The following is a 15,207-nucleotide window of genomic DNA, read 5'->3' as shown; positions in this document are numbered from 1 at the left end:
TATTCAGTATTTCCTGCGCAGGTCTTATTCATAAGAAGCTCGCAGGCAAATCAGGATATGTAATTCAAAAAAAGATTCCTCATTTCAAAAAAGAACCCGGCTGCTGTCCGCCGTCGCCTTAGCAGGGACAAGCGGTGAACAACCAGGCTTCTTTTCTCATTACATGTCTGAAAATTAACGACGCAGTCCGAGACGCTCGATCAACGCACTGTAACGTTTAACATCAGTCTTCTTCAGGTAAGCCAAAAGTTTACGACGCTGACCGACCATTTTCAACAACCCGCGGCGGGAGTGATGGTCTTTCTTGTGCGAACGAAAGTGACTTTGCAAGTTGACGATGTTTTCAGTAAGGATAGCGATTTGTACCTCTGGTGATCCTGTATCGGATTCATGAGTTTTGTACTCCTCGATCAATTGCTGTTTACGCTCTTGAGTCAATGCCATCCTGTTCACCTCCTTCATTATAATCGCCATTAGCCTCGTAGCCGCCGGTGAAAGCGGACAACCAAGCTAAGGTTCATCGTTGTTTACACAACATAAGTCAGTATAACACAGCGCCTGTCTTATGTAAATAAATTAGCCTAACAGCTTTTTAGCCGTTTGTGCGTCATTGCCAATTTGGTTGATCAGCTCATCCACCGAAGAGAATTTGCGTTCAGGACGGATGTAGTGGTGAAGCTCCACAAGTACAGACTCTCCATAAATTTGCTGATTAAAATCAAATAGATGTACCTCAAACGACGGATTCAGCACACCTTCATGGAAAGTAGGCTTAACCCCTACATTCATTACACCGTTTATCCAACGATCACCTACAAGTGCCCGTACAGCGTATACACCCTTGATCGGAATCACGTAAGTATCATTCAGTTTGAGATTAGCGGTCGGAAAACCGATCGTACGTCCACGCTTCTCCCCATCCATTACAGTACCCTGGATACGATAAGGACGTCCCAACCAGCGAGAGGCATGCGCTAGATCCCCAGTCATTAAAGCACGGCGAATTCCAGAGCTGCTCACCTTGTCCCCATCCAGTTCGAACGGTGGTACGGTGTGCACAGACATCAGCTTTCCTCCCAGCGTCCGAAGTGTATTCTCATGCCCTGCTCCCCGGTGGCCAAACCGAAAATCAAAGCCTACTACCGCTGTTCGAATTTGCAATGGAAGCAGCACGTCGCTCATAAACGCCTCAGGGCTGACCTTGGAAAATTCTTCGTTAAAACTCAAAATATAAAGTACATCCACACCCATATCAGCCAGAATAGTCTGCTTGTCCGCAAGCGGTGTTAAATAACCTTCATAATCGCCTTTTTTCATGACTTCCTTCGGATGAGGGTGAAATGTCATGACAGATACCGGCATTTGCTGTTCACGAGCCAGCGCAACGGCCTCGCGTATCACGCTTGCGTGTCCAAGATGAAGACCATCAAACTGACCGATCGCCGTGACCTGTGGACGTCCCCATTGCTGCAAAAGCTCATCACTCAATGGATAAGATAACGATACGGTAATCATTATTAATTCACCTGCATTTCACATCATTTGACTAACTTCGTCAAAATTATAGCACAATTCAAGGTAAGAAAAACGTCTATCGACGTAATTCACGGAAGCCAGATCACGCCTAGCGGAAGTTTTTCTTGCAATTATAGAATTGTTCAGCTCCCCTGAAAATCTATAAATTCTATAATCTTAAAAAAACTTTAATGGGAGCAATCGCGTCTGATTCATCCCGACCAAATATGCCTAAAAACGTTTTATCCTCTTTATACAAACGGAAAGGCTGGTTGTCCGTCACAGGTGGTGAAATCATATTCAGCGACAGGCGCTGGCCTTGCAGAGCCGCAGTTACCTTGGCTTCAGCCACTATATGCTCAGGCATATAGTCAATCGCCTGATCCGTTGTAATAAGTCGCTCTCCAAGACTGCCATCCGCTACGAAACGCTCTATCTCTTCGAAAGTCAGACAACGTTCCGCAGGAATTCCCGCAGACATGGTTCGCTCCAGCTTGACCATCGTTGAAGGATATCCTAATTCACGGCCAATATCAACACATAGTGTACGGATATAAGTACCTTTGGAGCATAAGGCACGAAAAGAAATATCCACATACGCCTCCGTCTCCGCGAATCCCGTCATCTCCAACTCATAAATGCTTACTTCACGGCTTTGGCGCTCAACAGTTTTGCCTTCTCGAGCCAGTTCGTATAGGCGTTTGCCGTCCACTTTTAGCGCGGAGTACATTGGAGGCACTTGGGAGATCGTACCAACAAAACGCTTCAGAACCGCTTTGACTTCCACTTCCGTCACCTCTACTGGACGTTCACTTTCTTCCGTAATTTCCCCAGTCAGGTCCTCGGTATCCGTGGCAATGCCTAATCGCAGTGTAGCCAGATATTCCTTGGGCCGCTCTTGCATGTATTCCACCACGCGGGTGGCACGTCCCAGACACAAGGGCAAAACACCGGTTACTTGCGGATCAAGCGTTCCAGTGTGTCCGATTCGCTTCATACCTAATAAACGGCGAGCCTTGGCCACCACATCATGAGAGGTAAATCCAGCAGGTTTATAGACTGGTAGGACGCCTTCCCAAGCTGCTTGTTTCTTCTTTATCGGGTTCATAGCTCAGACTTCACCCGCCCTACAACTGTCTTAATGATATCTTCCAGTTTACCCTCTAGCCGACAGCCAGCCGCACGTACATGTCCACCGCCTCCAAATGATTGAGCCAGCGCGGCTACATCTACATTCCCTGCCGATCTCAAGCTGGCCTTGACCGCTTGATCATTAATAACCTTAAAGAAAATGCCTACCTCAACACCACGAATATTTCTTGGGTAATTCACGATGCCTTCCAAGTCCTCATTTACAGCGCCACATTCTGTCATATCGTCAGGTGATACAACGACCCAAGCGACTTTTCCATCCTCGGACATCGTGAGCGTTTGCAATGCTTTTGTCAGCACCTTCATTTGTGGAAAGGTCATTTCCTCGAGCAATTTCTCAGATAAAGAGGGACCATCTACACCGTAAGCAAGTAACTGTGACACAGCAGACATCACTTTCGGTGAAGTGTTGGAATAACGGAAACCTCCTGTATCCGTTAGCAACCCTGTATATAAAGCCGTTGCTACTTCGACGTCCCAGGTTACTGCAAACTCTTCCAGTAGATCAAAAAGAATTTCCGCTGTTGCCGCAGCATCCGACTTAATCACATTAACTGTACCATAAGCATCATTTGTTGGATGATGATCAATATTCAGGATAATGGCATCTTCCGTAAAAAACTGCTCTGTCAAACCAACACGACGGTAATCCGCACAATCTACACAAATGATCCGATTGTATTTCCGTTCTGGCGGTTGCTGGCTCATATCCATAATCTCATCGGCATGCCATAAAAAATCCATGCGCTTGGGAATAGGTCCCTCATTCAGCATGGTAAATTTCTTCCCCAGACATGAGAGAAGCCAGCCCACCGTTACGGTGGAGCTGACTGCGTCTCCGTCCGGCTGTACATGCGATACGATCAGGTAATCATCATGCTCCAGAATAAATTCCTTCGCTTGTTGAAGCGCCTGTTCATAGGTATGCATTGCCTTCTCCTTTACATTCAGTTCATGGTTCCTTCAGACAAACTAAAAGTTTTATTTTTCATCCTTGTCGATATCACTCAGCAGTTTTTCAATTCGACTGCCGTAAGCAATAGATTCGTCAATTTTGAAAATCAACTCAGGAATATGGCGCAGCCGTATCCGTTTGCCGAGTTCAGAACGAAGATAACCGTTCGCTTTGTCCAATGCTTTCAGGGAAGAATTTTTTTGTTCTTCATCCCCGAGCACGCTCAAGTATATTTTCGCTTGGGACAAATCATTTGTAAGATCGACACCCGTTACCGTGATAAAACCGATGCGGGGGTCTTTTAATTCAGTTTGGATGAGTTGGCTTAGCTCCTTCTTGATCTGCTCGCCAACCCGACCTGTACGTATTTTAGCCATGGATGCTCACCTCTCTGCCGTTAGCGCTCCACTGTTTCCATGACGAACGCTTCAATAATGTCGAGTTCCTTAACATCATTATAGCCATCAAGGGTAATACCGCATTCGTAACCTTGGGCAACTTCTTTTGCGTCGTCCTTAAAGCGTTTCAGTGAGTCGATTTTACCTTCAAAAATGACGATGCCATCACGAATCAGGCGTGCTTCTGCTGAACGGGTAATTTTACCGGATGTCACCATACAACCAGCGATCGTACCGACTTTGGTAACTTTGAACACGTTACGTACTTCAGCATGCCCAATCACATTTTCTTTATATTCAGGATCCAGCATGCCCTTCATGGCTTGCTCTATTTCTTCAATGACATTGTAAATGACACGGTGTAGACGAATGTCCACTTTTTCAGCTTCCGCTGTAGATTTCGCCTGGTTATCCGGACGAACATTAAAACCAATGACAATAGCATTGGAAGCTGCGGCCAAAATAATATCGGATTCGGTGATTGCTCCTGCACCACTGTGAAGAATTTTAACGCGCACACCTTCGACTTCAATCTTATTCAAGGAACCTTTCAACGCTTCGACAGAACCTTGCACGTCACCTTTAATAATGACGTTCAGATCCTTCATTTCGCCATCCTTGATGTGTTGGAACAGGTCATCCAGTGTTACGCGTGTATTACTGCCCAGATCAGATTGGCGTTGTGTGATCGCACGTCTGTCAGCAATAGCGCGTGCTTTCCGCTCATCCTCAAACACCATGAATGGATCGCCAGCAAGTGGAACTTCTGTCAAACCAGTAATTTCAACTGGAGTGGAAGGACCTGCTTCCTTAAGACGACGACCTTTATCGTTGACCATGGCACGCACACGTCCGAAGCAGTTACCCGCTACGAAAGCATCGCCAACTTTCAGTGTACCATTCTGAACGAGGATACGAGCCACAGAACCGCGGCCTTTATCCAGTTCTGCCTCGATGATGGTACCACGTGCCCGTTTGTTCGGATTCGCTTTGTACTCATTCACTTCAGCTACGAGCAGAATCATTTCGAGCAGGTCTTCCAGACCCATTCTTTGTTTCGCGGAAACGTTGACGAAAATCGTATCGCCGCCCCACTCTTCAGGTACCAATTCATATTCAGTGAGTTCTTGCTTCACTTTATCCGGGTTGGCATCTGGTTTGTCGATCTTGTTCACAGCTACGATAATTGGCAGACCTGCCGCCTTCGCATGGTTAATAGCTTCGACCGTCTGAGGCATAACACCGTCGTCAGCTGCAACCACGATAATCGTCATATCTGTCACTTGAGCACCACGTGCACGCATAGCAGTAAAGGCTTCGTGACCCGGTGTATCCAGGAAAGTGATTTTTTTGCTGTTAATTTCAACTTGGTATGCACCAATATGCTGTGTAATACCGCCAGCTTCGCCACCAGTTACATTAGTCGAGCGAATGGCATCCAGCAAAGTTGTTTTACCATGATCGACGTGACCCATAATCGTTACAACGGGTGGACGTGTTTTCAGATCCGCAGGATCATCATTTTCTTCCACCGTTTCAAAACGATCTTCTTCGACCGGAATTTTCACTTCTACCTCGACACCAAAGTCTCCGGCAAGCAAGAGGATAGTATCCATATCCAGTTCCTGGTTAATGGTCGCCATCGTTCCGAGCATAATCAGCTTTTTGATGACTTCTGACGCATCCTTGTGAAGAAGCTTGGCAGTTTCGCCTACGGTCATCTCACCACGAACAATAATTTTCTTTGGCGTGTTGTCGATTTTCTCGCGACGTTCCTGTTGTTGACCTTTACCACGATTGTTAAATTTCCCGCCACGATTGCTACCACCGCGATTATTGCCTCCACGACCACCGTTACCACCGCGTCCGCCGCCTTGACGGTTATCGTCAAAACGTCCTTGACCGGAACGGTTACCACCGTTGTTGGAGTTACTGCCTGTACGGTTGCCACCACTACGGTTCGCATTGTTGCTACCTGTGGAGGATGATGTTCTTACAGCCGTACCACCCTGACTACTTCCCTGAGGGCGTGAGTTAGTGCTTTGGCTACCTTGAGGACGCGAACCTGTGTTACCGCCGGGACGCTGTTGTCCTCCCTGTTGTTGACCATTACTGCGGTTTTGTGTACTTTGCTGACCAGTGGGTCTGCTAGTACTTTGTTGACTGCGGTTTTGACCGCCCTGCTGACTGCTTTGCGCTTTTGGAGCGCTGCTTCGGTTACTGTTTTGGTTGTTGTTTGTCCTATTCATACTTACCTGCTTTTCCTGTTGATTTTTGGTTTGCTCAGTTGAATGATTACTATTCTGGCTTGAACCGGCCTGATTCGAGCTTACTTGCACCGTACCTGCTTCGCCTTGCTTGGCCGCAGCATTGGATTTAATATTCTTAAAAAAACTTTCCACTTTACCTACGGCATCATGTTCCATGACGCTCATATGGTTGTTCACGGGAATATCCAGCCGTTTAAGAATGGTGATAATTTCTTTGCTGCTCATGTTCAACGATTTGGCGTATTCGTATACCCGCACTTTGTCTTTGTTTTCTTGTTTACTCAATATACTCCACCTCCGACATTATCCCCGTATGTTTCTTGATCAATTTCGCGAATCCTTGATCCGTCACAGCCAGCACAACCCGTTCAGGCTTGCCGATACTGCTTCCCAAGCTTTCCCGGTCAAATCCTATCATTAAGGGGATTTTGTACGTCCCGCATTTGTCGCGGAATTTCTTTTGAGTATTCATTGAAGCATCTTTCGCAAGAATGACCAGCTTGGCTTCTGAAGACCTGATCGCTTTATAAACGATCTCATCACCTGTTAGCAGCTTGCCAGCTCTCATGGCAAGACCCAATCCAGACAGCGCCTTATTCATCCTGCACGCTGCCTTGTGCCGCCAGGAATTCTTCCTCGACGGCAGCAAAATCACGACTTAGCTGCTCATAAATATCAGGATGAACCGAGTGCTTCAATGCTCGATCCAGTGCCTTGCTCTTTTGAGCCAGCTTGAAGCAGGCGGCTTTGCCGCACAAGTAAGCGCCGCGTCCCGACTTTTTGCCAGTCAAGTCAATCAACACTTCGTCTTCAGGGGTTTTGACGACACGGATCAACTGCTTCTTTGGCATCATTTCATGACAGGCCACACATTTGCGCAAAGGTATCTTTCTCTGTTTCATGCATTAACCCCCCTACACTCCGCTTAATCTACAGAAACGGAATCCTGATGCATTTCATCGGTGGATGTTCTCGGTCTGCCGAGTTCTTCCTCCGCCTGTGTTTCACTCTTAATATCAATTTTCCAACCCGTAAGCTTAGCAGCAAGACGAGCATTTTGTCCTTTGATACCAATAGCAAGAGAAAGCTGATAATCAGGCACAATAACACGCGCCATTTTCTCTTCTTCAAACACCTGCACTTCGAGCACCTTGGATGGACTCAGCGCATTAGCCACGTATTCATCAACATTATCGGAATAACGTACAATGTCGATTTTTTCGCCACGCAGCTCGTTCACAATAGTCTGTACACGTGTTCCTCTAGGACCCACACAAGAGCCGACCGGATCCACCTCGGCGTTACGGGAATGAACCGCGATTTTAGAACGGAAGCCTGCTTCACGCGCTACGGAACGAATCTCTACAACACCATCAAAAATTTCAGGCACTTCGAGTTCGAACAAACGCTTAAGCAGACCCGGATGTGATCGGGACAGCATAATTTGCGGTCCTTTGGTTGTGTTTTCTACTTTGGTAATATAAGCCTTAATTCGATCCAGATGGCTAAATTTCTCATTAGGCATCAATTCGCCTAACGGGAGAACCGCTTCCACCTTACCAAGATCAATATAAATGTTACGTGGGTCTTGGCGCTGTACAGTTCCTGTTACAATATCTTCTTCCTTGTCCACAAACTTGTTGTAGATCAGTCCCCGTTCCGCTTCGCGGATACGCTGGGTCACGACCTGCTTCGCAGTTTGTGCAGCAATCCGTCCAAAATCACGTGGTGTAACTTCAATTTCAGCGATATCTTCCAACTGAAAATGCGGGTTAATCTCACGAGCCGCAGGCAACGAAATCTCGGTGCGAGGATCCAATACCTCCTCAACGATCAGCTTGCGGGCATATACCTTAATGACTCCCGAGTTGCGGTTCATATCAACACGCACGTTTTGTGCGGTGTTGAAATTCCGTTTGTAACTAGAAATCAAGGCTGCTTCAATGGCCTCAAACAGCACATCCTTGCTGATCCCCTTTTCTCTTTCCAACTCGTTCATTGCTTCAATAAAATCCATACTCATGGATTACTGCTCCCCCTTTCAAATGATGCACCTGCGTACTGGTCGGCACACGAGGCAAAAAAACATGTAGTACATGTCAAACAGCAACAGTCAAATCTGAATTAAAATATGATCGCGAGCCTTGCACCAGCTACCTTGTCATAAGGTATAGCATGCTTCTTTTGTCCGCTTTGAACGGTGAGTTCCCCATCTTCAAAAGAAAGCAAACGACCTTCAAATTCCTTCAGGCCGTTGATCGGCTCGTATGTAGTAACGAATACGTTTTTGCCTACCGCTTTAGTAACGTCCTCCGCTTTTTTTAGCGGTCTTTCGGCGCCTGGTGAAGACACTTCCAGAAAATATGCTGTAGAAACAGGGTCATTTTCATCCAACTTTTGACCCAAATATTCACTGATCATACTGCAGTCGTCCAGATCAATTCCTCCGTCTTTGTCTACAAAAACGCGAAGAAACCAATTACTGCCCTCTTTGACATACTCGACATCGACCAGTTCAAAACCATGCTCTTCGAGGTAAGGTTGGGCCATTTCTTCTACTACTGATTTGATCTTTGGTGTGCTCAAAGATTATAACCTCCAAAAGTGAACTTTCCTGTGTTGAAAAAAAGATGCCCTATTGCATGGACAATGCTTCTCCATCACCGGCATTTTCATTTTCATTTGATGTAATGTTCATTTCGGGCTCACTGCAAATAAACCGGCGTACCGGTTTCGTGCCCAAAAACTACCTTTTCACGTTGTAACTGTATATCAAACAGTAAAGAGTGGGTTTCCCCACTCTTTTAGCAACGGTTTTATCTCCATGATTACCAAAAAAATTATAACATAACCGTAGTTATGTGACAAGTGCCAGAGCTTGACTACTGTGGTTCGGATTAAAACAGAGACAACTGATTACTCTCTGGAAGACCTCGAAAGCAACCCATCTGGGACAGCATTTCGACAATGGTTTTACTAGCCTTCGATTTTTGTTGAAAATCCTCGACAGACAAAAATTCACCATGTTCACGGGAGGCTGCGATGTTACGTGCCGCGTTGTCTCCAATTCCCTGAAGAGCTCCGAATGGCGGAATGAGTGAATCTCCATCCACCTTGAAGCGTGTAGCTTCGGAACGGTACAAATCAATGGATTTAAAACTAAACCCGCGAGCCGTCATTTCCAGAGCCATTTCCAGGATCGGAAGCATCCCTTTTTCTTTGGGAGGTGCCTGAAAACCGAGTTGCTCGATTTCGACAATCTTCCGCGCGATTGCATCATATCCCTGACAACACAGCTCAATATCAAAATCGGCTGCACGTACTGAAAAGTAAGTCGCATAATATTCAATCGGATGATACAGCTTAAAGTACGCTGTGCGCACTGCTGAAATAACATACGCTGCAGCATGCGCCTTCGGAAACATGTACTGGATTTTCAGACAAGAATCAATGTACCACTGTGGCACCTTGCATTTTTTCATTTCTTCAATCCATTCAGCACTAAGCCCCTTACCTTTACGTACGCTCTCCGTAATTTTAAAGGCCAGACCTGCGTCCATGCCTGCCTTGTAAATCAAAAACAGCATGATGTCATCACGGCAACCAATTACAGTCTTGATGTTACAGGTATTATTCTTAATCAGTTCCTGTGCATTCCCCAGCCATACGCCCGTGCCGTGAGACAGTCCGGATATTTGCAGTAAATCGGCAAAAGAACTTGGCTGCGACTCTACTAGCATTTGGCGCACAAACTTCGTCCCCATCTCTGGTACACCATAGGTTGCTACAGGCGTGCGGATTTGCTGGGGTGTAACACCGAGCGCCTCCGTGGAGTTGAACATGCTCATCACCTTAGGATCATTCATTGGAATGGTCGTAGGATCGACACCAGTCAAATCCTGAAGCATCCTCATCATGGTCGGATCATCATGACCCAGAATATCGAGTTTGAGTAAATTCGCATCAAAAGCGTGATAATCAAAATGCGTTGTTTTCCATTCCGAGCTTGTATCATCGGCGGGGTACTGTACCGGCGTAATATCCTCGACCTCAATATAATCGGGAACAACGACAATTCCGCCTGGATGTTGCCCGGTACTGCGTTTGACCCCTGTACAGCCCGAAGCCAGCCTATTCAGCTCAGCCCCACGCCATTTTTTATGATGCGCCTCTTCATATTTCTTGGCAAAGCCAAAGGCTGTCTTCTCAGCAACGGTACCGATGGTTCCAGCACGGAATACACTTTTCTCACCAAACAGTACTTTCGTATAGTTATGTGCGACAGGCTGATATTCGCCAGAGAAGTTCAAGTCAATATCGGGAACTTTATCTCCCTTAAACCCAAGAAACGTTTCAAACGGAATATCCTGTCCCTCACCCTTCAGTTTGCCGCCGCAATTCGGACAATTTTTGTCCGGCAAATCAAATCCACTCGGCACACTACCGTCCAAAATCCATTCGCTATGTCTGCATTCAGGATTACCGCAAATATAATGTGCAGGCAGTGGATTAACCTCGGAAATACCGAGGAAGGTAGCGACCACAGAAGATCCAACAGACCCCCGTGAACCTACCAGATATCCATCCTTATTAGACTTTTTAACCAAGCGCTCGGAAATAAGATAGTTGGCAGAGAAACCGTATTTAATAATCGGCTCCAGTTCTTTTTCAAGGCGAGCTACAACCACCTCGGGCAATTCCTCACCATAGATAGATTTAGCCGTCTCATAGCAAGTGTTACGGATTTCCTCGTCCGCCCCATCCAGCAAAGGTGTAAACAGCTTGTCAGGGAACAACTCCAGCTCCTCAAATCGATCCGCCAACTCACTGGTATTCTTCACAACGACTTCATAGGCTTTCTCCTCGCCCAAAAACTCGAATTCTGCCAGCATTTCGTCTGTGGTGCGTAAATGCGCATCAGGCTTACGAATATCTTTTAGCGGACTAAATCCCGTAATGCCATGTATCGTAATATCACGGTACAACTTATCGCGCGTTTCCAAATAGTGAACATTGCCTGTGGCAATTACGGGCTTATCAAGTCGCCGCCCAATTTCGCATACTTTGCGTATTGCCGTTTTCAGAGCATCAGGCCCGCTTACCAGTTGTTTTTCTACTAAATGCATATACATCGTCAAAGGTTGAATCTCCAACACATCATAAAACTGTGCTATTTCCTCGGCTTCTTCCTCGGACTTGTTCAACACAGCCTCGAAGAACTCTCCTTTTTCGCAGCCAGAAATAATAAGCAGTCCGTCTCTCATTTCTGACAATTTTGATTTAGGAATGCAAGGCACACGCTTGAAATATTCGGTATGAGACATCGAAACCAGCTTGTACAGATTTTTTTTACCAATCGGATTGAGGGCATAAATACAACAGTGAAATGGACGAACGGTCGATAAGTCCTTACCCACATAATCATTCAGACGATCGAGCATTTTTAAACCCTTAATTTGTTCCGCATCATTCAGCAAGCCATTCAGCACTTCAGTCAGTGCGACTGTATCGTCAATGGCTCGGTGATGGCTTTCGAGCGCCACTTTATATTTGGTCGTCAGCGTATTCAGACGATGGTTTTTCATTGTTGGAAACAGTAAACGAGCCAGTTCGAGCGTATCCAGTACCGGATTGGTCATTTCAGGCAAACCCATATTTCGAAGGGTGGCCTGGATAAAACCGACATCAAAACGCGCATTATGGGCAACCAATACAGCATCGCCAGCAAAAGCTACAAACTCCTTCATAACAGGTTCTACATCCGGCGCGTCCTTGACCATTTCATCGTTAATGTTGGTCAGTTGCTGTATATTATATGGAATGCGCTCATGCGGATTGACAAAGGTAGCATAACGATCAATTTCTTTGCCATCATGCATTTTCACAGCTGCAATCTCAATGATTTTATTCTGTGTAACCGATAAACCGGTGGTTTCAATATCAAAAACGACATAAGTCGCTGTTTTCAAATTTAATGGCTGTGCCTGCATTACAACCTCAACGGCATCATTAACCACATTGGCCTCAACACCGTAGATCATTTTAATGCCGTTTTTCTTTGCAGCCTTAGCAGCATCAGGGTAGCACTGCACTCCGCCATGGTCGGTGACTGCAATCGCCTTGTGCCCCCATTTGGCGGCTGTTTTAACGTATTGATCAATCGAGGCAACAGCATCCATTGCGCTCATCTTTGTATGGAGATGGAACTCGACTCGTTTTTCCTCTGCTTTATCCTTACGTGTGGGTGGAGCCTGTACTTCAACTAGATCAGAGGGAATCATAACCAGCTCGGGAATTTGCATAAAACGATCATATTCAACTCGACCCCGTACTTTGACCCATTTCCCGTTAGCCAACAAGCTGAGGATCTTCAGATCTTCTTTAGTTTTAGCAAACATTTTCATTTGCAGGGAATCACTAAAGTCGGTCAAATAATACGTAAACAACGTACTGCCATTGCGCAATTCTTTACTATCCAAACCGAAGATTGTTCCTTGTAAAGTGACTTTCTTCTCTTCGTCCTGAATATCTTGCATCGGAACAGCCGGTTCTTTGATGTCATAACCGAATTGAAGCCGTACGTCTCCTTCTTCTTCATCCAAAGGCGGCATTTCGGATTCCATACTTTCCATCATCTGCTGAATGACTTCGCGTTCTTCCTGCATTTTTTTCTCTTGGAATTGCTGTAACGCCTCCTGGTTACTTTCACCCACCTGGACTTTAATGCGCATAGAAAGCCCGAAATATTTATCGTAAAATTTGATGATAGCTTGATCTATCTGCTTTTTACGCGCCAGTTCCAACGACATACCGTCGCTCATCGTTAGCAATAATAGACCGTCGTCCCACTCATGCACAGCCCGATTCATCCAACCGTTAACCGATGGAATCTCACGATGTACCCACTCTAGAAAAAGTTTCCAGTATTCACTGATGATATCACCAGGCTGAATCTGCTCACTGTACTGAAAACGGAACGTAATTTTTGCGATGTGACTCATTTTTTCCTGTACTTGAATACAGAACGTACGATACACCTGAGCGGGGACCAATGTCTCCTTGGCAATGGTGATGTTCCAATCCTTATTGGTTCGGCTAATCTCCACTTGGTCAATCCAACCGTCCAAAAAATAAGGTTCAACCACTCCCGCCGGCATCCCAACTTGCTTCATTAGCAGTTCCAGCCGCTTTCTCTTTTCTTCAGCTCCGCCCATGGCTCTCCCCCCAATTTCAAATCTACCATTCTGAAAACATGAAAAGCTTCTGCGTCAAAAACATCTCCGACCGCAAAAGCTTTTCGTAGCCCTCTTCAATCCTCTTCACAACGACACATAGATCCTTCGGGACATTGTCCCGTAACAGTTACCATGTCAGCGAAGAGAATGAAGTGAGTATAGTGGTATTGCCCTACTTCTATATTAGTACGCCCGTGCGAACACTACTGTATGCTTGGCAGGTTTGCCACAGCACAAACATGTGGACTTTTGCTCGTTTGTTTTAAACGGTATATTACGGCTTGTAGCACCTGTCACTTCTTTAACTTTATCTTCACATTCTTCAGATCCGCACCAGCCTGCCAAAGTAAAGCCGCGTTTTTCTTCCATGAGAGTCTTCATTTCATCCAGCGTATCAACGGAATAGAAGTTTTCTTCCATGAAATTTTTCGCACGATCAAACATCTCCTGCTGTACCTGTGCGAGCATCGCGTGTACTTCCTCAACCAGATTATCCTGCTGTACGATTTTTTTCTCACCGCTGATACGGGATACGAGCACACAGACACCGTTTTCCATATCACGAGGCCCGATTTCCAGACGAACCGGCACACCGCGCATTTCATATTCATTAAATTTCCAGCCTGGGCTTACATCGCTGCGGTCGTCCATTTTAACACGCACTCCCGCTTGTTTCAACTGAGCGAATAGTTCATCTGCACGAGCGATAACGGCATCACGCTTCTTAGGTGGCCCAATTGGAACCATAATAACCTGCGTAGGCGCAACTTTAGGAGGCAATGCCAGACCACGGTCATCTCCATGGACCATAATCAGTGCGCCGATCAAACGTGTACTTGTTCCCCATGAAGTCGTATGCGCGAATTCCAGGTTGTTTTCACGACTCAAATATTTGATATCAAATGCAACCGCAAAATTAGTTCCCATATAGTGGGAGGTACCAGCTTGTACCGCCCGTCCATCCTTCATCATCGCTTCCAGTGAAAATGTATCCTTCGCACCTGCAAACTTTTCAGAAGGTGTTTTCTGTCCAGTAATAACCGGAATAGCCAGAACTTCCTCAATAACCTCACGGTATACTTCCAGCATTTTCATCGTTTCTTCACGTGCTTCTTCTTCTGTTTCATGGGCCGTGTGACCTTCTTGCCACAAAAATTCACTTGTGCGCAAGAAAGGCAGCGTGCGTTTTTCCCAACGCACTACATTAGCCCATTGGTTAATAAGCACAGGTAGATCACGATAGGATTGAATCCATTTGGAGTACATATGACCAATCATGGTTTCCGAAGTCGGACGAATTGCAAGACGCTCTTCCAGCTTTTCCCCGCCAGCCTCGGTTACCCAAGGCAGTTCAGGATTAAACCCTTCGACATGCTCTTTTTCCTTTTGAAAAAAGCTTTCTGGAATGAACATTGGAAAATAGGCATTACGGTGACCTGTTTCTCTGAAGCGCACATCCATGGCTTCCTTGATATGCTCCCAAATTTCAAAACCATCGGGGCGGAATACAATACATCCGCGAACAGGGGAATAATCCATCAGTTCTGCTTTTTTAATAACATCAATATACCATCGGGAAAAATCTTCACTCTGTGGCGTAATTTCCTCGACAAACTGTTTATCGTTCGACATAGAAATGCATGTCCTCCCATACAGACCGTTTTTATATAAGTCCGTCTCTA

At 45.9% G+C, this 15,207-nt stretch carries 12 protein-coding genes; all 12 read right to left on the bottom strand.

The window, feature by feature from the left end; genetic code table 11:
- Positions 1-174: 174 nt before the first annotated feature.
- The 12 genes from rpsO to proS all read right to left on the bottom strand — a co-directional run bounded on the left by rpsO (position 175) and on the right by proS (position 15,157).
- Positions 175-444 carry a 30S ribosomal protein S15 gene (rpsO, locus tag NSQ57_RS10030; RefSeq protein WP_007430074.1) on the bottom strand — a complete coding sequence of 90 codons (270 nt, stop codon included), beginning with the start codon at positions 442-444 and terminating at the stop codon, positions 175-177.
- Between the two features lie 132 nt (positions 445-576).
- Complete coding sequence (locus NSQ57_RS10025) at positions 577-1,515, bottom strand: bifunctional riboflavin kinase/FAD synthetase (protein ID WP_342425962.1); 939 nt, start codon at positions 1,513-1,515, stop codon at positions 577-579.
- A gap of 169 nt (positions 1,516-1,684) precedes the next feature.
- Positions 1,685-2,623 carry a tRNA pseudouridine(55) synthase TruB gene (gene truB / locus NSQ57_RS10020; RefSeq protein ID WP_318626653.1) on the bottom strand — a complete coding sequence of 313 codons (939 nt, stop codon included), beginning with the start codon at positions 2,621-2,623 and terminating at the stop codon, positions 1,685-1,687.
- Complete coding sequence (locus NSQ57_RS10015) at positions 2,620-3,597, bottom strand: bifunctional oligoribonuclease/PAP phosphatase NrnA (protein ID WP_069011407.1); 978 nt, start codon at positions 3,595-3,597, stop codon at positions 2,620-2,622. The genes truB and NSQ57_RS10015 overlap by 4 nt, the downstream gene beginning before the upstream one ends.
- A 51-nt stretch (positions 3,598-3,648) precedes the next feature.
- Positions 3,649-3,999 (bottom strand): 30S ribosome-binding factor RbfA, encoded by a 351-nt coding sequence (gene rbfA, locus NSQ57_RS10010; RefSeq protein WP_010346342.1) that lies wholly within the window; start codon positions 3,997-3,999, stop codon positions 3,649-3,651.
- Between the two features lie 20 nt (positions 4,000-4,019).
- Positions 4,020-6,575, bottom strand: coding sequence for a translation initiation factor IF-2 (gene infB / locus NSQ57_RS10005; protein WP_029517022.1), 2,556 nt, complete (start codon positions 6,573-6,575; stop codon positions 4,020-4,022).
- A complete protein-coding gene (locus tag NSQ57_RS10000; protein WP_029517021.1) occupies positions 6,568-6,891 on the bottom strand; it encodes a ribosomal L7Ae/L30e/S12e/Gadd45 family protein in 324 nt (107 codons plus the stop codon). The genes infB and NSQ57_RS10000 overlap by 8 nt, the downstream gene beginning before the upstream one ends.
- Positions 6,884-7,192 carry a YlxR family protein gene (locus tag NSQ57_RS09995; RefSeq protein ID WP_007430067.1) on the bottom strand — a complete coding sequence of 103 codons (309 nt, stop codon included), beginning with the start codon at positions 7,190-7,192 and terminating at the stop codon, positions 6,884-6,886. Before NSQ57_RS09995 ends, NSQ57_RS10000 begins: the two co-directional genes overlap by 8 nt.
- A 23-nt stretch (positions 7,193-7,215) precedes the next feature.
- Complete coding sequence (gene nusA / locus NSQ57_RS09990; protein ID WP_013309927.1) at positions 7,216-8,313, bottom strand: transcription termination factor NusA; 1,098 nt, start codon at positions 8,311-8,313, stop codon at positions 7,216-7,218.
- Between the two features lie 101 nt (positions 8,314-8,414).
- Positions 8,415-8,876, bottom strand: a complete 462-nt coding sequence (rimP, locus tag NSQ57_RS09985) for a ribosome maturation factor RimP (protein ID WP_029517020.1) — start codon at positions 8,874-8,876, stop codon at positions 8,415-8,417.
- 311 nt (positions 8,877-9,187) lie between these two features.
- Positions 9,188-13,504 carry a PolC-type DNA polymerase III gene (locus NSQ57_RS09980; protein ID WP_029517019.1) on the bottom strand — a complete coding sequence of 1,439 codons (4,317 nt, stop codon included), beginning with the start codon at positions 13,502-13,504 and terminating at the stop codon, positions 9,188-9,190.
- Between the two features lie 204 nt (positions 13,505-13,708).
- Positions 13,709-15,157, bottom strand: a complete 1,449-nt coding sequence (gene proS / locus NSQ57_RS09975) for a proline--tRNA ligase (RefSeq protein ID WP_039274666.1) — start codon at positions 15,155-15,157, stop codon at positions 13,709-13,711.
- Positions 15,158-15,207 lie beyond the last annotated feature (50 nt).

Source organism: Paenibacillus sp. FSL L8-0502 (genome assembly GCF_038593055.1).
Lineage (GTDB): Bacteria > Bacillota > Bacilli > Paenibacillales > Paenibacillaceae > Paenibacillus > Paenibacillus polymyxa_D.
The sequence above is the reverse complement of the archived record's forward strand: the minus strand, read 5'-3'. Positions and strand labels throughout refer to the sequence as shown.

Excerpts from the sequence above, each read along its gene's own strand:
- rpsO (WP_007430074.1), bottom strand. The coding sequence starts at position 444 with ATGGCATTGACTCAAGAGCGTAAACAGCAATTGATCGAGGAGTACAAA.
- NSQ57_RS10025 (WP_342425962.1), bottom strand. The coding sequence starts at position 1,515 with ATGATTACCGTATCGTTATCTTATCCATTGAGTGATGAGCTTTTGCAG.
- truB (WP_318626653.1), bottom strand. The coding sequence starts at position 2,623 with ATGAACCCGATAAAGAAGAAACAAGCAGCTTGGGAAGGCGTCCTACCA.
- NSQ57_RS10015 (WP_069011407.1), bottom strand. The coding sequence starts at position 3,597 with ATGCATACCTATGAACAGGCGCTTCAACAAGCGAAGGAATTTATTCTG.
- rbfA (WP_010346342.1), bottom strand. The coding sequence starts at position 3,999 with ATGGCTAAAATACGTACAGGTCGGGTTGGCGAGCAGATCAAGAAGGAG.
- NSQ57_RS10000 (WP_029517021.1), bottom strand. The coding sequence starts at position 6,891 with ATGAATAAGGCGCTGTCTGGATTGGGTCTTGCCATGAGAGCTGGCAAG.
- NSQ57_RS09995 (WP_007430067.1), bottom strand. The coding sequence starts at position 7,192 with ATGAAACAGAGAAAGATACCTTTGCGCAAATGTGTGGCCTGTCATGAA.
- nusA (WP_013309927.1), bottom strand. The coding sequence starts at position 8,313 with ATGAGTATGGATTTTATTGAAGCAATGAACGAGTTGGAAAGAGAAAAG.
- NSQ57_RS09980 (WP_029517019.1), bottom strand. The coding sequence starts at position 13,504 with ATGGGCGGAGCTGAAGAAAAGAGAAAGCGGCTGGAACTGCTAATGAAG.
- proS (WP_039274666.1), bottom strand. The coding sequence starts at position 15,157 with ATGTCGAACGATAAACAGTTTGTCGAGGAAATTACGCCACAGAGTGAA.